This is a genomic window from Rhizobium sp. P28RR-XV (assembly GCF_012641385.1).
Lineage (GTDB): Bacteria > Pseudomonadota > Alphaproteobacteria > Rhizobiales > Rhizobiaceae > Rhizobium.
The window spans coordinates 434278-453639 of the sequence record NZ_JABAIG010000005.1; the positions used below are offsets into that span (position 1 = coordinate 434278).

Sequence of the window (19362 nt, forward strand, 5' to 3'; positions counted from 1 at the left end):
ATAATTGTAATGAAACAATATACAGATTGACATGATCCATTACCTCTTTCACGCTGATGTCATGAACATCCAGCGCGAGAGGAATGAAAATCGTAATGGTATCGGTCACATCGATAGCAAGGTGCGAGTGTGCGCCATGACGATGATGGTCACGCTGCGAGATATCGAGGCAGGGCAGCGCCGCATTGCCGGATATGTGCAGCGCACGGCGCTGCGGCCCTCACATGCGCTGTCTCAGCGTATGGGCGTGCCCGTCTATCTCAAGCTGGAAAACCATCAGCAGACCGGCAGTTTCAAGCTGCGTGGGGCCACGAACGCGCTTCTCTGCCTTGACGAGGAGGCCCGTTCGCGCGGACTGGTGACGGCGTCGACCGGTAATCACGGCCGAGCAGTCGCTCATGCCGCCAAAACGATGGGCGCACGCGCGACCATCTGCCTGTCTGCGCTTGTTCCCGTCAATAAGGTCGGCGCGATCCGAAGCCTCGGGGCAGATGTTCGCATCGTCGGGCATTCGCAGGATGATGCCATGCGGGAGGTCGAGCGCCTGGTCCGTGAAGAAGGCATGTGTTTCGTGCCTCCCTTCGATGACGCCGCCGTCATTGCCGGCCAGGGCACGCTCGGGCTGGAAGTCGCCGACGATCTGCCGGAGGCGACACTTGTTCTCGTGCCACTATCGGGTGGTGGTCTGGCTTCGGGCACTGCCGCGGCAATCAAGGGTCGTCTGCCGGCCGCCAAAGTCGTCGGCGTGTCGATGGAGCGCGGCGCGGCAATGGCGGCAAGTCTCACAGCCGGTCGGCCGATCGATGTGCGGGAGGTCGAGACCCTGGCGGATTCGCTTGGCGGCGGCATCGGCCTCGACAACCGCCTGACCTTCGCGATGTGCCGCGCGCTTCTGGATGATGTGATCCTGCTCAGCGAAGACGAAATTGCCGAGGGCATTCGCCATGCGGCCAGGATCGAAGGCGAGACCGTCGAGGGTGCCGGTGCAGTCGGGATAGCGGCCTTGCTTGCCGGCAAGATCAGGCCCGATGGCCCGACCGCGATTGTCGTTTCCGGGGGCAATATCGATCCGGTGGTCCATCGGGCGATCGTCGATGATCTCAAGGTGGAGGTGGCGCCATGACGCGTGTGCTGATCCTGACGGAAACCGACCTTCGCAAGATCGTCCAGCTCGACGGAGATGTCGTCGATTGCGTCGAGCAGGCCTTTGCCGCACTGGCGACAAGGGCCGTGGAAATGCCGCCCATCATGCGGCTGGATATCCCCGCCCATCGTGGCGAGGTCGATGTGAAGACCGCTTATGTTCCCGATCTCGACAGTTTCGCAATCAAGGTCAGTCCCGGTTTCTTCAACAATCCGTCGCTTGGACTGCCGAGTACCAATGGGTTGATGATGCTCTTGTCGGCGCGCACCGGCCTGGTCGAGGCGCTTCTGCTCGATAACGGTTATCTGACCGATGTGCGCACGGCCGCTGCGGGCGCCGTGGCCGCGCGGCATCTTTCCCGTCCGGATGCCCGGATAGCCGCAATTCTCGGCGCGGGCATGCAGGCTCGCCTGCAATTGCGCGCGCTTACACTCGTCCGGCCGATCGAGGCGGCCCGAATTTGGGCGCGCGATCCGGTAAAGGCCGAGAAGCTCGCAAGGGAGCTGACGGTGGAGCTCGGTTTCTCCGTTTCGGCGGAAGCGGATGCCGAAGAAGCCTGCCGTGGCGCCGACATCATCGTTACCACCACACCCTCGGATAAGCCGATCCTTGATGCCGCCTGGCTGCAGCCCGGCCAGCATATCACCGCCATGGGCTCGGATGCCGAACATAAGAACGAGATCGATCCGGCAGCTATTGCAAAGGCCATGCCCTACGTCGCCGACAGCTTAAAGCAGACGCGGCGGCTGGGCGAGCTCCATCATGCGATCGCCGCAGGGCTTGCAAGTGAGATGGCTGATTTTCCCGAACTTGGCGCCATCGTCTCAGGCCAGGTGGCCGGTCGACGGTCGCGCGAGGCGATCACCCTTTGCGATCTGACCGGGACGGGCGTGCAGGATACCGCCATTGCCACGCTTGCCCATCGCCGTGCTGTCTCAGCCGGTACGGGGCAGGCGATCGAAACGACAAAAGCATCAGGAGACCCCGCGTGAGCGAACCGACCCTCAATTTCACCCGCGCCGAATATGCCGAGCGGCTCGCCAAGACGCGCCGCGCCATGGAAAAGGCCGGTGTCGACCTCGTCATCGTGACGGATCCGTCCAACATGCACTGGCTCACCGGCTATGACGGCTGGTCCTTTTACGTCCATCAATGCGTGCTGGTACCCGGTTCCGGCGACCCGATCTGGTACGGGCGCGGCCAGGATGCCAATGGCGCCAAGCGCACGACCTATCTCGCCCACGACAATATCATCGGCTATCCCGATCACTATGTACAATCCAACGAGCGCCATCCGATGGATTTGCTCTCGAAGATTATTGAGGAGCGCGGCTGGGCCAATGCCTCGATCGCCGTCGAGATGGACAATTACTGGTTCACCGCCGCAGCCTACGCCTCGCTCGTCAAGCATCTGCCGAATGCCCGCTTCAAGGATGCCCAGGGGCTCGTGAATTGGCAGCGCGCCGTCAAAAGCCCGACCGAGCTTGATTATATGCGCAAGGCCGGCCGTATCGTCGAAGCCATGCACCAGCGGATCGTCGAGAAAGTCGAGCCGGGAATCCGCAAGTCCGATCTCGTTGCCGAAATCTACGATGCCGGCATTCGCGGCGTCGACGGCTTCGGTGGGGATTATGCGGCAATCGTGCCGCTGCTGCCGTCGGGAGCCGATGCCTCCGCCCCGCATCTGACCTGGGACGACAAGCCGATGAAAAGCGGCGAGGGCACCTTCTTCGAGATCGCCGGCTGCTATCGCCGCTATCATTGCCCGCTGTCGCGCACCGTGTTCCTCGGCAAGCCGACCCAGGCGTTTCTGGATGCGGAGAAGGCGACGCTCGAAGGCATGGAGGCCGGCCTTGCCGCCGCCAAGCCGGGTAACGCCTGCGAGGACATTGCCAACGCCTTTTTTGCCGTCCTGAAGAAATACGGGATCGTTAAGGACAACCGCACGGGCTATCCGATCGGCCTGTCCTATCCGCCGGATTGGGGTGAGCGCACCATGAGCCTGCGCCCTGGCGATCGCACCGAACTCCTGCCCGGCATGACCTTTCACTTCATGACCGGCCTCTGGCTCGAAGACATGGGTATGGAGATCACGGAAAGCATCGTCATCACCGAGAGCGGCGTCGAATGCCTCTCTAACGTGCCACGCCGGCTTGTCGTGAAGTGATTGCCTGAGATGAACAGCATGAGCATTTCCAAACGACCATCGCCGATCACCCCGACCGTCGACTTCGGCCGCGACGGTATCCAGCACGGCCACCTGCGTCTTCCCTGGTCGCGCGACGATTCCGCATGGGGTTCGATCATGATCCCGATCTGCGTCATCAGGAACGGTGAGGGGCCGACGGCGCTTTTGACCGGCGCCAATCATGGCGATGAATATGAGGGGCCTGTCGCGCTTTTCGATCTGGCTCGGACGCTGAAGGCCGAGGAGATCGAGGGGAGGATCATCATCGTTCCGGCGATGAATTATCCTGCCTTCCAGGCAGCCACCCGCACCTCTCCGATCGACAAGGGTAATCTCAATCGGAGTTTTCCCGGTCGGCCTGATGGCAGCGTGACGGAGAAGATCGCCGATTACTTTACCCGCCATCTACTGCCGCTGGCCGACATCGTGCTCGATTTCCATTCGGGCGGCCGTACCCTCGATTTCCTGCCCTATGCCGCAGCGCATGCTCTGCCCGATAAGGGCCAGGAGAAAGCCTGCTTCGATGACGTCGCCGCGTTTTCCGCACCCTATTCCATGCGGATGATCGAGATCGATGCCGTCGGCATGTACGACACCACGGCCGAGGAGATGGGCAAGGTCTTCGTGACCACCGAGCTTTCGGGCGGTGGAACCATATCGGCGCGTACGGCTTCCATTGCCAAGCGCGGTGTCCTGAATGTCCTGAAGCACGCGGGAATCGTTGCAGGCAAGCCGGAGATCGAAGCGACGCAATGGCTCGACATGCCGTCCTCCGACTGTTTCGTCTTCGCCGAGGCCGACGGGCTTTTCGAGCCGCTCAAGGATTTGGGCGACACGGTTTTGCGGGGAGAGATCATCGCCCGCATCCATCCAATCGGCCGTACTGGATCCGTACCATTAGACTATCGGGCGGCGCTGGACGGTGTTCTTGCCGCACGTCATTTCCCCGGCCTCATCAAGACCGGGGATTGCCTCGCCGTCGTTGCAACCTTGACGGAAGGCCCCTGAATTACCGTGCCGCGACAGCGCGGCGCGGATCACCACCCCGTTAACGGCAAAGATCCGGAAAACCGGACAGCCGATGACGGACTTCAACCACAGAGGAGTGAACGATGAGATCGAATTTTTACCGCAGCCTCGCCGCCATGGGCCTGACCATCGGCCTGGCCGCATCCGCCCATGCCGCCAGCCTCGAGCAGATCAAGAAGGATGGCTATATCCGCGGCGCCAGCGCCAATGAGGTTCCCTACAGCTATATGGACGAGAGCGGCGCCGCCAGGGGCATCGGTCCCGATGTCGCCGCCGCGGTCCTGAAGTCGATGGGTGTCAAGGAAGTCGACTGGACCGTGACGCCGTTCGGATCGCTGATCCCCGGCCTGAAAGCCAAGCGCTTCGACTTCGTTGCCGCCGAGCAGAACATTTTGCCGGAACGCTGCAAGCAGGTGCAGTTCACCACGCCGAACTCCAGCTATGGCGAGGGGCTGTTGGTGCCGAAGGGCAATCCGAAGAAGCTGCATTCCTATGAGGACATCAAGAAGGATCCGTCTCTGAAGGTCGCGATCGTATCGGGTGCCGATCAGCTCGATTTCTTCCATGGGCTGGGCATTCCGGAATCCCAGATCGTCATGATCCAGGCGAATGCGGATGCGCTTTCCACGATCCAGACCGGCCGTGCCGACGCCTATGCGGCAACCGAGCTGACCGTCGCCAAGCTCGTTCAGGGTGGCACGAATGTCGAGCATGCGGAGCCGTTCACCGATCCGGTCATCAGCGGAAAATCCGTCAGAAGCTATGGCGGCTTCGATTTCCGGCCCGAGGACAAGGATCTTTACAAGGCCTTCAATACCGCCCTCGAAGCCTTCAAGAAGACCGACGACTACAAGAAGATCTTGATGTCTTATGGTCTTAGCGCCGAAAGTGTCGAGGCCGCACGCACGAAGAGCACCGAAGATCTGTGCGCGGGCAAGTGAGCCTATTGATAATCGTGAGCGATCTGGCGGCGGTCTGCGGACAATCGCCAGGTCGCTCGGCCCCTCCCATCCTGAAACGGAGGTGACCCGGACATGAGTTGGACACATTATCTGCCCGCATTACTGAAGGGCGCCGAGGTGACGGCGCTCATCGCCATCGCCTCCATGTTTCTCGGCGCGATCTTCGCCTTTGCGGCCGGCCTTGCACGCTTTGCCGGAGGGCGGTTGCTCTCCGGAATCGCGATCGTTTATATCGAGATATTTCGCGGCACGTCGCTTCTGGTGCAGCTTTTCTGGCTCTATTATGCGCTGCCGCTGATCGGGATCTCCTTCGATCCCATCACCACGGGCATTGCCGGTCTGGCACTCAATATCGGCGCCTATGGCGCGGAAGTGGTGCGTGGCGCGCTGCAAGCGGTTCCCGATACGCAGCACGAGGCGGCGCGGGCGTTGAATTTCAAGCAGGGTCAGACGCTCTTCCATATCGTCCTGCCGCAGGCCGTGGTCGAAATGATGCCGGCTTTCGGCAATCTTGCCGTGCAGAACCTGAAGGATACGGCATTGGTGTCGCTGATCTCGATCAGCGATCTGACGTTCCAGGCACAGCAATTGCGCAACATCACGCTCGACAGCGTGACGATCTATTCGCTGACGCTGATTGGATATTTCATCATGGCGCTCATTCTGGTTGCCTTCATGCGCTGGCTGGAAACGATCCTTCGCCGCGGCGTCGCTTTCCCGGGGAGGGCGCCGGCATGATGTATGGTTTTACCTGGGACACGTCGACCACGCTGTCCTTCGCATTGTCGATCCTGCCGATCCTCGGCATCGGCTTGATCGTCACGCTGGAGGCGGCAGCCGCGGGTTTTGCGATCGCCCTTGTTCTCGGCCTGGTCTTCGCTTTGCTGCGGCGCAGCCGCTTCGCGGCGATCTCCTGGCCGACGGCTTTCGTCATCGAGTTCCTGCGCGATACGCCGCTGCTCGTCCAGCTCTTCTTCCTCTACTACGTCCTGCCGATCTACGGCATCGTACTGCCGGCCTTCCTGACCGGCGCGCTGGCGCTCGGGCTGCAATATTCGGCCTATACGTCGGAGGTCTATCGCGGCGGTCTGGATGCGGTGCCGCTTGGGCAATGGGAGGCTGCGACGGCACTCAATCTCGCGCGCGGCCGCACCTATTGGGATATCATCATCCCACAGGCCATTCCCCGTATCATTCCGGCCATGGGCAACTATCTCGTCTCCATGCTCAAGGAGACGCCGGTCCTGTCCGTCGTCACGGTGGTCGACATGCTCAACCTCGCCAATCTCATCGGAGATCGGACGTTCGAGTATCTGGTGCCGCTTTCCCTCGTCGGTCTGATCTTCCTCATCCTCACGCTCGTCTGCTCGGCAGCCATCCATTGGCTCGAAAAGGCGTTGCCGAAAAACGGAATTGCTCTGAGATGACGCAACCACTGATCCGCTTTCAAGATGTGACCAAACGCTACGGCCACCTGACCGTGCTCGACAATTTCTGCTTCGATGTCGCGCCCGGCGAGAAGGTGACATTGATCGGCCCTTCCGGTTCCGGAAAATCAACCGTCCTGCGCATCCTGATGACGCTTGAACCTTTCCAGGACGGAACCCTGCACCTGGCCGGCATGTCCTATCATCAGGAAAACGGCCGCGGGCGCTTCCTCGCCAGCGAGGCTCATCTGCGCCAGATCCGCACCCATGTCGGCATGGTCTTCCAGAGCTTCAATCTGTTTCCGCATATGACCGTGCTGCGCAATGTCGTCGAGGCGCCGATGCGCGTGCTCGGGCTTGGGCGGGCGGAAGCCGAGTGCCGCGCTGTCGACCTTTTGCGCATGGTCGGCCTTTCGGAGAAGAAGGATCAGTATCCGAGCCAGCTTTCCGGCGGCCAGCAGCAGCGCGTAGCAATCGCCCGCGCGCTCGCCATGCGTCCAAGGGTGTTGTTGTTCGATGAGCCGACATCGGCACTCGATCCGCAGCTCGTCGGCGAAGTCCTCGGCGTCATTCGCGATCTCGCCCATGAACACGATCTGACCATGCTGCTGGTCACGCATGAAATGCGCTTTGCCCGCGAAGTGTCCGACCGCGTCTGTTTCTTCGACAAGGGCCGCATCTGCGAACAGGGCAAGCCGGAAGAGATCTTCAGCGCGCCGAAGGAAGAGCGCACGAAGGAGTTTCTGCGCTCGATCCTTTGACGGGATTGAGCTGCGGCAAGGCTAAACGATCGAGCCGACGTCGAAGACAGGCGGCAACTGTTCGAAGGTGCCGCGAACGGTTTCGAGTGCCGAGCGAAGGGCGGAATGCGACAGGCGGCCGCCCAGGCAGATGCGAATGCCGCCAACCGGCCGCTCTCCACCGGCGACAAACGGATCGGACGGCGTGACCGCGACACCCTTGCGGGCAAGTGCGCGCACAAGGCCTTCCTCCGTCCAGCGCTCGGGAACCGACAGCCATGCACAAAGCGACAGGGGATGACTGCCGGCAACGAACGAGGCCATCACGTCGGAGACGATCGCCTGCCGGGCCTCCGCTTCGCTTCGCTGGACGGCAAGCAGGGCTTGCGCCGTCCCATCCAGAACCCAGCGCGACGCCATTTCGGCAACGACATTGGTGGCGCTCCAGCCGGTAACGCGCAGGATCGAGGCGGCGCGGATCGAATAGTGGGCCGGCACCACCAGATAGCCGATACGCAATCCCGTCATCACGGACTTCGTGAAGCTGGTCACGAAGAAGCCGAGTTCCGGGATGAGATCCGGCATGGAGGGAAGGGGTTCCCGCAGCATCGGTTTGTAAACCTCGTCCTCGATGACGAAGATGCCATGCCGGCGGGCTATATCGGCGATTGCGCGCCGGCGCTCGGCCCCCATGACGTGGCTGGTGGGATTGCCGAGCGAGGAAACGATGACAAGCGCCGTCACGTCGCCGATGGCGCAGGCCGCCTCGAAAGCGTCGGGCAGGATACCCTCGCGATCGGTCGGAAGACCACGCAGCGTGAAACCCAGAACATTGGCAAGGCCGATGATGCCGTGATCGGTCAGGCTTTCCGTCAGGACCACTTCGCCGGGCCGAACGACCGAGGCGACGGCAAGGAACAGTCCGTGCGCCGCGCCGTTCGTGATCAGGATCCGGTCCGGATCGGTCTTGACCGACAGGCCTGAGAGCCAGACCTGCGCTGCTGCGCGATGGGCATCGAGGCCAGCGATCGGCCTGCAGGGCCGCATGAAGCTGCTATTGTCGCTTTCGGCCAGCGCCTGCATGAGTTCACGAGCCGATCGTTCATGCGCCTCCGTATAGACGGCCCGGATGATGGAGAGATCGGCGCTGCCGCTCGGATCGCGATCGAGCATGAAGCTGTCGGCGCGTTCGGTGACGCGGCTGCGCACGAAGGTACCGCGTCCGACTTCCCCGCGCAGATAGCCGCGACGCTCCGCTTCCTTGTAGCTCAGGCTCACAGTCTGGACCGAAATGCCAAGCGCATGGGCGAGATCGCGATGCGTCGGCATCTGCGCGTGCACCGGCAGGATGCCGTCATCGATGTCGGCGATGATCTTGTCGGTAAGCAGCTTGTGCTTGGTCACGCCCTTGCGATGCTGGAGGACGGGTTTCCAGGCGCCATTGTCCTGGTCTTTTGAATCATGACGATACATGGATTGATCCGGTGCAATTCTCAGGATCCATGTATACCATCCATTGCCGGATGGCGATGACCGAATGAGATCTGGCGGCCCATTGTCAACAACGGGCCGCCAAATCGTCTCGCAAAACAGAGCCATTCTTCCGGCCGGCCGGATCAGCGGTTCGAAAGCACGCTTTCGATGGCGCCGGCGGCCGCCTTGACGACGGTATCGGCTTCCTCACGGGTCAGGCACAGCGGCGGGGCAAAGCCGAGGATGTCTCCCTGCGGCATGGCACGACCTATGACACCGCGCTCAAGCAGCGCTGCCGCCACCTGCGGGCCGATCTTCTTCGCCGGGTCAAAGAACTTGCGATCATCCTTGTCCTCGACGAATTCGACGGCCGCCATCAGCCCGTCGCCACGGACCTCGCCGACATGCCTGTGATCGCCGACTGCCTTCGTGAGCTCCGAGCGGAAGTAGGCACCGGTGGAGCCAGAATTTTCGACGATGCCGAGTTCATCGACCAGTTCGAGATTGGCGATGCCGGCAGCCGCGCAGATCGGGTGGGCAGAATAGGTCCAGCCGTGGCCGATGGCGCCAAGCTGGTCGGATCCCTGAACGAGAACCTGCCACATCTTGTCGGAAACGATGCTGCCGGAAAGCGGCGCGTAGGCAGACGTCAGACCCTTGGCGATGGTGATCAGGTCCGGCTTCATGCCGTAATGATCGGAGCCGAACATCGTGCCGAGACGGCCGAAGCCGGTGACGACTTCGTCAGCCACGAGCAGCACATCGTATTTGTCGAGAACGGCCTGGATCTTCTGCCAGTAGGTCTTCGGCGGCGGAACGATGCCGCCGGTGCCGAGGATCGGTTCGCCGATGAAGGCTGCGACCGTTTCCGGACCTTCGGCGAGGATCATGTCCTCCAGTCTGTCGGCACAATGCTGCGCGAACTGCTCCTCATTCATCGACCGGTCGGCGCGGCGGAAGAAATAAGGTGCTTCGGTATGAAGAATGGGCGCGCGCGGCAGGTCGAAGGCGTTGTGGAAGAGCTCCAGGCCGGTGAGGCTCCCCGTCATGACGCCGGAGCCATGATAGCCGCGCCAGCGGGAGATGATCTTCTTCTTTTCCGGGCGGCCAAGGATGTTGTTGTAGTACCAGATGAGCTTGATGTTGGTCTCGTTGGCGTCGGAGCCGGAAAGGCCGAAATAGACGCGGCTCATGCCGTCCGGCGCGCGGTCGATGATCATCTTGGATAGCGTGATCGAGGCTTCCGTGCCATGGCCGACATAGGCGTGGTAATAGGCGAGGTTGTTTGCCTGTTCGGCGATCGCATCGGCGATTTTCTGCCGGCCATAACCGACATTGACGCAGTAAAGACCGGCAAAGGCGTCGAGGCTTGTCTTGCCGTTGGTGTCGGTGATGTAAACGCCTTCGGCGCCGGCGATGACGCGGGTCGGAGTTTCGCCGCGCGCATGCATTCCCATATGGGTCGACGGATGGAAGAAATGGTCCCTGTCCCAGGCGTTCAGTTCGTTGCGCTTGTCCAGCATAGTGTGGTTCCTTCTTTTTCTATTCGGGGCGTCAGGCTGTCGTGTCGACGCAGAGATATTTGAGCTCGGTAAAGGCCTCGATGCCGTGGCGGGAGCCTTCGCGGCCGAGGCCCGACTGCTTCCAGCCGCCAAAGGGGATCGAGCTGCCGGTGATCTTCACGCGGTTGACGGCGATCATGCCGTATTCGAGAGCTCGACCAAGCCGCATATGCCGGGCGCCGCTCGTCGTCACGACATAGGCGACAAGGCCATACTCGGTATCGTTGGCGCGGGCGACGACCTCGTCTTCGGTATCGAAGGGCGTCACCGCCGCGACTGGTCCGAATGTTTCCTCATGCATGATCAGGGCATCCGGCGCGGGATCGACAAGCAAGGTCGGCTGGAAGAACAGCGGGCCGGCGGAGTGGCGTTTCCCGCCGGTGGCAAGTCTCGCGCCGCCATTCAGGGCATCGGCGACGTGTTCCTCGACTTTCGCAATGGCGCGCTCGTGCATGAGAGGTCCGATGTCGACGCCATCGGCCAATCCGTTCCCAACCTTCAGGGCAGCGATGCGCTTGCTGAAAGCCGCGACAAAAGCGTCCATGATCGGGCGTTGAACGAAGATGCGGTTGGCGGCGAGGCAATCCTGGCCGGAAGTTGCGAACTTCGCATTGATGGCGATATCGACGGCACGATTAAGATCGGCATCGTCGAAGATGATCAGGGGCGCATGACCGCCAAGCTCCATGACAAGCCGCTTCATGCTTGCGGCGCATTGACCGGCGATCAGCTTGCCGATGCCGGTCGACCCGGTGAAGCTCAACGCCCTGACCCGCGGATCGTCGCAGAAGGCGCCGACGACGGTTGCGGCATCGCCGGTCAGCACGTTGAAGACGCCGGCGGGAAGACCGGCGCGTTCGCCGAGTTCCGCGAGCGCAAGCGCCGACAATGGCGTTTCCGATGATGGGTGGGCAACGACGGTGCAGCCGGCCGAGAGCGCTGCGGCTGCTTTGCGCGTGATCATCGCGGCGGGGAAATTCCAGGGCGTGACGATGCCGACGACACCCAGGGCTTCCCTGCGGACAAACATTTCGGTGTCGGGCAGATGGCTGGTCACGCTTTCGACGTTGATGCGCTTTGCTTCCTCGGCATACCACTCGATAAAGCCTGCGGCATAATCGATCTCGCCGTGGGATTCGGCCAAGGGCTTGCCCTGTTCCAGCGTCATGATCAGCGCCAGATCCTCGCGCGCCTCGATCATCAATTCGTACCACCTGCGCAGGATCGATGATCGTTGCTGCGGCAGGAGTGAACGCCAGGCCGCAAAGGCATCCGTTGCCGCGTCGATGGCCTCGAAGGCTTCTCTCTGGTCGAGGCTGGTGACCCAGGCAAGTGTTGCGGCGGATGCGGGATCGGTGACCTGGAAGCTGCGACCGGCCTTGCCGGCGACCCAACGGCCCGCCACATAGGAGAGGTCTCGCAGCAGATGGCGGTCGTTCAGCCGCGAAAGGGCTTCATGATAGGTGGTGCGGGCGTGGAGCGCAGGCATGGTCGGGTCTCTCGTTCCAGATGCCATAATGCTCTCACGGAACGCCGCGAGAGATTGTCCATTGGTAGCGGGCGGAAGAGAGAAAGCAGCTAAAGAGGATGGCGTCGGTAGAGAGTCTCTCTATTCGTCGCCAGACGCATCCGGAGAGAGCAGGTCGGTGACGGGCAGTGCCGTCTCCTCCTTCACGGTCTTGGTCACGATGTAGGTGAAATAGCGCTCGATGCCGAGATCGCGATCGAGGAGATCGTCGATCAGACGCTGGTAGGCGTCGATATTGGCGGCCATGATTTTCAGAATGTAGTCGACGCCGCCGCCGACGGCCCAGCAGGCTACGATTTCCGGGATGGCTGCGATTGCTCGCTCGAAGCGCTCGAAGTCGGCCTGTCGATGGTTGGCAAGTGTCAGCTCAACCATGACATTGGCGATCGGCGCGAGCCGGCGCAGCGAAAGGCGTGCATGATAGCCTGTGATGATGCCTGCCTTTTCCAGCTTGCGAAGGCGCAGCCAGCATGGCGTCGGCGACAAGCCGACCTTCTCGGCGAGCGAAAGTTTGGTGATGCGGCCATCGCGTTGAATGGCGTCCAGTATCCGCAGGTCGATTGTGTCCAGTTTCATCTAAAGCTGCTTGTCTGTCATCCGAGGTTCCAAGAGCAATGGCATTCGAAACCGGGACTGACAAGCGCGCCCAGAGCCGGATGATTTTAGGTCTGTTCGACTTAAAATCTGAATCCGCTCTAAAATCAAAGAAGTAGAGCGTGATGTCGTCCGAAAACCGCCTACACTTTTCGGCATCGCGCTCTAAGCGGAATTGAGTGATCAGTCACGCCGGCGGCAGATCCGGCATGGGAGTATTTCTGGCGTGAAGCCGCTGTTGCTGGCGCCACAGCAGCGGCAGCTTCATCGCGGCATCATTCGGGCGCCACGATCAGCGTGTCGTCGATTTCGACAGCTTCTTTTGGAAGGGCGCGCTGACGAGCCAGGCGTAGAAGCGTGGCTAGCAGCAGAATGGCCATCAGCCCGAGCTCGACGGCGATGGCCGTCACCCCCGCAGCGAGATAGAAGCTCTTATATTGCAGGACCTGTGCGAAGACGGCACCCAGGATCGCCGGCCCGAGGCCCAGCGAAACCTGCTGCATGGTGGCGAGCATGGCGCTGCCTGCGCCGGCATGTTCATGTGGCACATCGGCGAGCCCGAGGCGGTAGAAGCAGTTGACGATCAGCGCCTGACCGAACCCGATCAGGATGGTCGACGGGATGAGGTTGATGACGCCTGGTCGCGGCCAGACCATTTCCAGCGTCACGATGAGCAGGACGAGCCCGGTCATCTGGATGAGGCAGCCCGTCACCAGCATGGCTTCGCGGCGCATGCCGGCAAGCCGGGGCGTGACGAAAGCGGCCGAGACGAAATAGGAGCCGCCGAGCGCGATCAGCGCATTGCCCGATTGCAGCGGCGTCAGACCGGCGCCCGCCTGCAGCGTCAGGGCGAAGACGAACATGAAGCCGCTCCAGCAGGTGAAGAAGATGATGGCGATCAGCCCGCCGAAGCGCATGCTGGAGATGCGGGTCAGCGATGGTGGCAGGATCGGGAAGGCGCCGCGTGCCTCCTTGGCCCGCTCGATGCGCCAGAGAAGCGCCGTCAGCGGCAGGATCGGCACGAAGCCCAGCAGGCAGAGCCAGTTCCAATGCAGGGACGGGCCAAGCGCCGTCGGCAGCAGCACGGATAGCGTCAGCAATGCCAGCGTGACCATGCCGGACCAGTCCACCGGGACTCTGTCTTGGCCGCGTGTCTCGGGAACATGGCGCCAGATGCTGCAAAGGATCAGGACGCAGATCGGCAGATTGATGAGGAAGATGCTGCGCCAGCCGGAGCCGGCGATATTGGCGGAGATGAGAAAGCCGCCGAGGACTTGGCCGACAATGAAGGCAATTCCGCCGATTGCGCTGTAGAGGGAAACCGCGCGGGCATGGTCGCGTCCGGTGAGCGTGACATGGATCGTCGCCAGCACCTGCGGCACCATCAGCGCTGCCGCAATTCCCTGCAGCGCACGGGCGACGATGAGGAAGGCGACGGATGTCGCGACGCCGCAGAGCAGCGAGGCAAGGCAGAACATCAGCACGGCCAGGCCGAACATGCGTCGGCGGCCGAAATTGTCGCCGAGGCGCGCGCCCATGGCCAGGCAGACGGCGAACGCCACGCCATAGGCGGCAACGAAGAGTTCAAGTTCGGTCTCGCCGGCGTGCAGCGAGGCAGAGATGGCGGCAAGGCCGACGTTGATGATGGAAAAATCGAGCTGCAGCAGCAATTGGCCGGCGAGCAGGATCATCAGGCCGACTTGGCCGAGCCGGATTGGTGCGGATGACATGAAGACCTCAAAGGATTTGGAAAACTGAGTCCACAGTCTTCTATACCTATGTTAAACCGGTACAAGACATCTGTTTAGACTGGTATAAAAAGTATCAGGCTGGAGAATGGACATGCACGGTACGCTCGACATAACCTCCAATCACATGCTGTCGCGTGCGCAGGAACTGGGCGAGATGCTGCGACGCCGGCGCGAAACGCTCGATCCCAAGCGATTGGGCATTGGCCGCGCAGGACGGGTTCGTACACCTGGATTGCGGCGCGAGGAAGTGGCGGCACGGGCCGATATCGGCATTACCTGGTACACGAAGCTTGAGCAGGGCCGGCCGATCCGCGTGTCGCCGCGCGTGCTCCTCTCTGTCGCACAGGCACTGGAATTCAATGAGATCGAGACGGAGCATCTGTTCAGGTTGGCGAACCTGCCCGTACCGCCCCGGCTCGAACCTCCCCGGGTCTGCGAGCCGCTGACCGCGGCAAGCCAGCACATTCTCGATCAACTCTGTCCTTATCCCGCGCTCATCCAGACGAAGCGCTACAATATCCGCGGCTTCAACGAAGCCTATCGCCGTCTCGTCGGGGTGGACCTGAATGCGCTCCCACCCGAAGATCGAAACTGCATCTACCTATCCCTCGTCAATCCTGCCTGGCGTGCAAGCCAGGCCGACCCCGACGAGATGCTGGCCAACATGGCCGCCCTGTTTCGTGCCTCTATGGCGGAACATCTCGACGATCCTGTCTGGGAGCGGCAGCTGGAGCGCTATATGAGCGCCTCGGATCAGTTCCGCATCGTCTGGGACCGCTACCAGCTCAAAGGCATCGAGAACGTTGTCAAGCGCTTCCGTCTTGCCGACGGTACGATCCTTGCGCTGCAATCCAACAATTGGTGGGCAAGCCCCAGCAATGACGACCGCATGATCGTCTACACGCCCGTCGATGAGATCGGAGCCGAAAGGCTGAAAACCATGATGAAACGCAAGCGTACCTGCTGAGGGATTTGGCGTTAATGCCCTACCGTCGAACGGGCCGCGATTGCCAGAACCTCGCGTCGTTCATGGTCCGATCACCATATAATCATTGGCCCTATAGCCGGATGATTTTAGGTCGAATCGACCTGAAATCTGAATCCGCTCTAGAATCAAAGAAGTAGAGCGTGATGCCGTCCAAAAACCGCCTACACTTTTCGGCATCACGCTCTAACTCGATGGCATTTCCGCCATAGCAACACCAGGCGTAACTGTGACGCGTCGACGTACGAAGACATGGCGCTCCGCTCGCTGGGAACCTTTTGCGGCCGGGTGCTGTTCATCTGACGATTTCAGGAACGATATGGTTATCCTTTGCCGCGCTCATCGCCTTTTGACCAGCAAGCTCGCGCACTCATCTCGCTCGCGCTCCTCAACTTCTTCATGGCCGATGTTCAGGCAGGCATCGGCCCCTTTCTTGGTGTCTTCCTGATCGCGCATGGCTGGCAAAGCGGATCGATCGGTTCGGTCATGACGATCGGCGGCTTTGCCGGCATGCTGATGATGGCGCCGGCCGGGGCCTTCATCGATGAGACGACGCACAAGCGCGCGTGCGTTATCGTGCTTGGCATCTGCACCGTGCTGGCCTCCATGATCATATTGTTGTCACAGGTCTTCTGGGTTGTGGCGCTGTCCCAGATTGCGACTGCCGTTGCGGGCGCCGCGATCGGCCCGGCTCTCAGCGGGATTACCCTCGGTATCGCGCGGCAAGCCGGCTTCAATCGGCAGACTGGTTACAATCAAGCTTTCAACCATGCCGGCAATTTGGTCGGCGCCGCTTTGTCAGGATGGCTCGGCTGGATGTTCGGACTAACGGCGGTATTCTGGCTTTCCGCCGTATTCGGCGTGCTCACCATCGGTTCCGTTCTGATGATTCCGCCCGCCGCGATCGACGATAACGAGGCGCGGGGCGCCGTTCTTCGCGTGATCGACCTGCAAGGGGAAACGGGAACTGTAGCGCAGCGCAAACCGAGCGGTTTCGAGGTGCTTGCGGGGTCAAAGCCGCTGCTGATTCTGGCCGGTGCTCTCGCATTATTCCATCTCGGTAACGGGGCGATGCTGCCGCTCTACGGGCTTGCCGTGGTCTCCGCCAAGCGGGGCGATCCGGCGGCTTTTGTTGCCCTGACCGTCGTAGTGGCACAGGGCACCATGATCATCACCTCGTTGATCGCGATGCATATGGCGGAAAAGAGGGGGCAGTGGCTCGTGCTGCTGGTCTCCTTCATGTCTTTGCCGGTCCGCGGTTTTGTCGCGGCCCACCTGATTACCGCCTGGGGCGTATATCCGGTCCAAATCCTCGATGGCGTCGGCGCGGGCCTGCAGAGTGTCGCCGTGCCGGCGCTGGTCGCACGCGTCCTGAACGGAACCGGCCGCATTAATGCCGGCCAGGGGATTGTGATGACCGTACAAGGTGTCGGCGCTTCCTTGAGTCCAGCCATAGGCGGTTGGCTCGCGCAGGAAATTGGTTATAGCGCGATGTTCGTGATTTTGGGAAGCTTCGCGCTGGGGTCGATTGCGCTCTGGGCCGGTTTTCATGGAATCCTGCGCGCCGCTGCCGCGGCGCCTAAACCCATCCAGGTCGCATCATCCAGATTACAAGAGGGAATGTCCTGAACCTATTACGGTTGCCTGCCAGTCAAGGGAGAGATCGCGGTTTACCGCGATCTCTCCCTTATACAAACCCTTTGTTTCCGCGCTACTGAGCCGCCGTCTTCGGCGCTCCCGCCTGCAGGATCGCCTCATCGGCGAGGATTGCGGCAGCCTCGTTCTGCAGCACGTCCTTTGCATTCTTGCGGGCTTTCTCGATGGCGATATCGGCGCTCAGGCTGCGTTCGTTGGCCTGCAGGCCGTCGTCCTCGCCGGTATCCACGCCATCGTTGATCTGGTCGCGCGACTTGAGGCGATTTGCCTGAGCGGCCATTTCGTTGCGACGTTCGGTTTCGTTGAGGGAAATGACCTGTTTGTCGCGCTGTGCTTTCAGCACGGCGATGTCTTCGACAAAGCGCTGGAAATCCTTATCGTTCTGCACGCGCGCTTCATGGCGGCTTTGCAGTTGCGGCAGCAATACCTTTACGTTGCCGGCCGGCGCATATTTGGCCGGCTTGACCTGCGTCCACGGCAGGGCATTGTCATAGCTCGATTCACCAAAGCTCTTTGGATCCGAAAGACCCGGCAGGCTGATGTCGGGCGTCACGCCGCGCAGCTGCGTCGTGCCGCCATCGACCCGGAAAAACTGGGCCACAGTCAATTTCAGTTCGCCGAATTTCGGCTTGGCGTTATGGGCAACCTGGTCGAGATTAACAACGGTCTGCACCGTGCCCTTGCCAAAGCTCGGTTCGCCGACGATCACGCCTCGGCCATAATCCTGTATCGCCGCGGCAAAAATCTCGGAAGCCGACGCCGAGCCGCGATTGATCAGCACACCGACCGGACCAGTCCAGGCGGGGGTGGAAAGATCGTCGTTTTCCACTTCCACCTGGCCGTCCGCATTGCGCTGCTGAACCACCGGACCTTTGCCGACAAACAGACCCGTCAAATCGATCGCTTCGGCGAGCGAGCCGCCGCCATTGTTTCTAAGGTCAATGAGAACGCCTTCGACCTTGTCCTGCTTCAGCTCATCGAGAAGCTTGGCGACGTCGCGGCTCGCGCTTCGGTAATCCTTGTCGCCCTTTCGCCGCGCTTCGAAGTCTTCATAGAATGCCGGCAGGGTGATGACACCGATCTTGCGGCTGGCATCGCCATCCTTGACCGACAGGATGGTCTTCTTGGCAGCCTGCTTGTCGAGGCTGATCTTGTCACGCAGCAGGCTGATGACGTGATGCTTGCCATCAGGGCCGGCATCCGCCGGCAGGATATCTAGGCGCACGACGGAACCCTTCGCGCCGCGTATCATCTGCACGATTTCGTCGAGGCGGGTCCCCACCACTTCCTTGATCGCGCCGTTCTCGCCTTGGCCGACACCGATAATACGATCGCCGACGGCGAGCTTGCCGGACAACTGCGCCGGGCCGCCCGCCACGAGCTCGCGGATCGTCGTGTAATCATCTCTTTCCTGTAGCACCGCGCCTATCCCGACCAGCGAGAGCTTCATGGAAATATCGAATTCAGCCGAAGCGGTCGCGCCGAAATAGTCGGTGTGCGGATCGACCGACGTCGTATAGGCATCCATGAACGACTGGAACACGTCGTCGCTCTTGTACTTGTAGGCACGCTCGAGCGAATTTTCGTAGCGTTTGTCGAGCGTGTCGCGAATGGCGGCATCATCCTTGCCGGCCAATTTCAGGCGCAGCCAGTCGTTCTTGACACGTTTGCGCCACAGGTCGTTGCTTTCCGCTTCGGATTGCGGCCAAGGCTGTTTGTCGCGCACCAGGGGATAATCTTCCTGCACGCTGAAATCAAACTTCTGCTTGAGCAGGCTGCGCGCATAGCTCATGCGGTCGACCACCCGCTGCTCATACACGTTGAAAATGGAAAACGGGATATTCAGGTCTTCCTGGTTGATGGCGTCGTCGATCTTGGTGCTGCCGGCCATGAACTTGTCGATATCTGCCTGCGAGAAGATGATCCGGTCCGGGTCCAAGGATTTGATGAACCGGTTCATGACCTTAGCCGACAGAGCATCATCCAGCGGAACCGGCCTGTAATGGAAACGGGTGAGGAATTCCGCGCTCAAATGAGCGGCCTGCGCCTGTTGCGGCAGTGGCGTCAAAATTGGCGGCGAACCTGCTTCCAGAGCATATGCCGACGGAGCAATTGCCAGGAAAAGGCAGAGTAAACCATATTTCATACGCATCAAATCTTGGCCCGATTCTGGATCGTTGAGTGTTCGGTATATGATCTAGGTGGAACAATTATGGTTTTTTGGCAACCAAACGATGCTCTCCTTGCGGAAAGATTTTTCCAAACACCGCCGGGAGACCCAGTCGCCGACATCTTCGGAAAGCAGTTTATGTGCGGTTCCAAC

The 19362-nt window shown here is 61.0% G+C and carries 16 protein-coding genes; 10 read left to right on the forward strand and 6 right to left on the reverse strand.

Going from position 1 to position 19362, the window contains the following annotated elements; genetic code table 11:
- Nucleotides 1–136 precede the first annotated feature (136 nt).
- The 8 genes from eutB (at nt 137) to ehuA (ending at nt 7511) form a co-directional block, all read left to right on the forward strand.
- Nucleotides 137–1123, forward strand: a complete 987-nt coding sequence (gene eutB / locus HGP12_RS13580) for a hydroxyectoine utilization dehydratase EutB (RefSeq protein ID WP_205926448.1) — start codon at nt 137–139, stop codon at nt 1121–1123.
- Nucleotides 1120–2136, forward strand: coding sequence for an ectoine utilization protein EutC (gene eutC / locus HGP12_RS13585; RefSeq protein ID WP_168879083.1), 1017 nt, complete (start codon nt 1120–1122; stop codon nt 2134–2136). Before eutB ends, eutC begins: the two co-directional genes overlap by 4 nt.
- Nucleotides 2133–3311: an ectoine hydrolase DoeA gene (doeA, locus tag HGP12_RS13590; RefSeq protein ID WP_168879084.1), complete on the forward strand. Its 1179-nt coding sequence runs from the start codon at nt 2133–2135 to the stop codon at nt 3309–3311. The genes eutC and doeA overlap by 4 nt, the downstream gene beginning before the upstream one ends.
- A 9-nt stretch (nt 3312–3320) precedes the next feature.
- A complete protein-coding gene (gene doeB / locus HGP12_RS13595; protein WP_205926449.1) occupies nt 3321–4340 on the forward strand; it encodes a N(2)-acetyl-L-2,4-diaminobutanoate deacetylase DoeB in 1020 nt (339 codons plus the stop codon).
- 104 nt (nt 4341–4444) lie between these two features.
- Entirely contained in the window at nt 4445–5302 is an 858-nt protein-coding gene (gene ehuB, locus HGP12_RS13600) for an ectoine/hydroxyectoine ABC transporter substrate-binding protein EhuB (protein ID WP_168879086.1), read from the forward strand.
- 93 nt (nt 5303–5395) lie between these two features.
- Nucleotides 5396–6061 (forward strand): ectoine/hydroxyectoine ABC transporter permease subunit EhuC, encoded by a 666-nt coding sequence (gene ehuC / locus HGP12_RS13605; RefSeq protein ID WP_168840535.1) that lies wholly within the window; start codon nt 5396–5398, stop codon nt 6059–6061.
- On the forward strand, nt 6058–6750 hold the full coding sequence (ehuD, locus tag HGP12_RS13610) for an ectoine/hydroxyectoine ABC transporter permease subunit EhuD (RefSeq protein ID WP_168879087.1): 693 nt from the start codon (nt 6058–6060) through the stop codon (nt 6748–6750). The genes ehuC and ehuD overlap by 4 nt, the downstream gene beginning before the upstream one ends.
- Nucleotides 6747–7511 (forward strand): ectoine/hydroxyectoine ABC transporter ATP-binding protein EhuA, encoded by a 765-nt coding sequence (gene ehuA / locus HGP12_RS13615; RefSeq protein WP_168879088.1) that lies wholly within the window; start codon nt 6747–6749, stop codon nt 7509–7511. Before ehuD ends, ehuA begins: the two co-directional genes overlap by 4 nt.
- 21 nt (nt 7512–7532) lie before the next feature.
- On the opposite strand, the gene HGP12_RS13620 is transcribed toward ehuA, so the two are convergent.
- From HGP12_RS13620 to HGP12_RS13640, 5 genes are all read right to left on the reverse strand, one after another.
- On the reverse strand, nt 7533–8963 hold the full coding sequence (locus tag HGP12_RS13620; protein ID WP_168879089.1) for a PLP-dependent aminotransferase family protein: 1431 nt from the start codon (nt 8961–8963) through the stop codon (nt 7533–7535).
- A 143-nt stretch (nt 8964–9106) separates the two neighbouring features.
- Nucleotides 9107–10486 carry an aspartate aminotransferase family protein gene (locus HGP12_RS13625; protein ID WP_168840531.1) on the reverse strand — a complete coding sequence of 460 codons (1380 nt, stop codon included), beginning with the start codon at nt 10484–10486 and terminating at the stop codon, nt 9107–9109.
- Between the two features lie 31 nt (nt 10487–10517).
- Entirely contained in the window at nt 10518–12014 is a 1497-nt protein-coding gene (locus HGP12_RS13630) for an NAD-dependent succinate-semialdehyde dehydrogenase (RefSeq protein WP_168879090.1), read from the reverse strand.
- A 120-nt stretch (nt 12015–12134) separates the two neighbouring features.
- Entirely contained in the window at nt 12135–12629 is a 495-nt protein-coding gene (locus HGP12_RS13635) for an Lrp/AsnC family transcriptional regulator (RefSeq protein ID WP_168840529.1), read from the reverse strand.
- Nucleotides 12630–12922: 293 nt separating this feature from the next.
- A complete protein-coding gene (locus tag HGP12_RS13640; RefSeq protein WP_168840528.1) occupies nt 12923–14377 on the reverse strand; it encodes an MFS transporter in 1455 nt (484 codons plus the stop codon).
- Nucleotides 14378–14489: 112 nt separating this feature from the next.
- Between HGP12_RS13640 and HGP12_RS13645 the strand changes: the two genes are divergently transcribed.
- Together HGP12_RS13645 and HGP12_RS13650 are read left to right on the forward strand one after the other, a co-directional pair.
- Nucleotides 14490–15365, forward strand: coding sequence for a helix-turn-helix transcriptional regulator (locus tag HGP12_RS13645; RefSeq protein ID WP_168840527.1), 876 nt, complete (start codon nt 14490–14492; stop codon nt 15363–15365).
- 348 nt (nt 15366–15713) lie between these two features.
- Nucleotides 15714–17012, forward strand: coding sequence for an MFS transporter (locus HGP12_RS13650; RefSeq protein ID WP_168879091.1), 1299 nt, complete (start codon nt 15714–15716; stop codon nt 17010–17012).
- A gap of 82 nt (nt 17013–17094) precedes the next feature.
- Here HGP12_RS13650 and HGP12_RS13655 read toward each other — a convergent pair whose 3' ends face one another.
- A complete protein-coding gene (locus HGP12_RS13655; RefSeq protein ID WP_168879092.1) occupies nt 17095–19191 on the reverse strand; it encodes a carboxy terminal-processing peptidase in 2097 nt (698 codons plus the stop codon).
- Nucleotides 19192–19362: the final 171 nt, after the last annotated feature.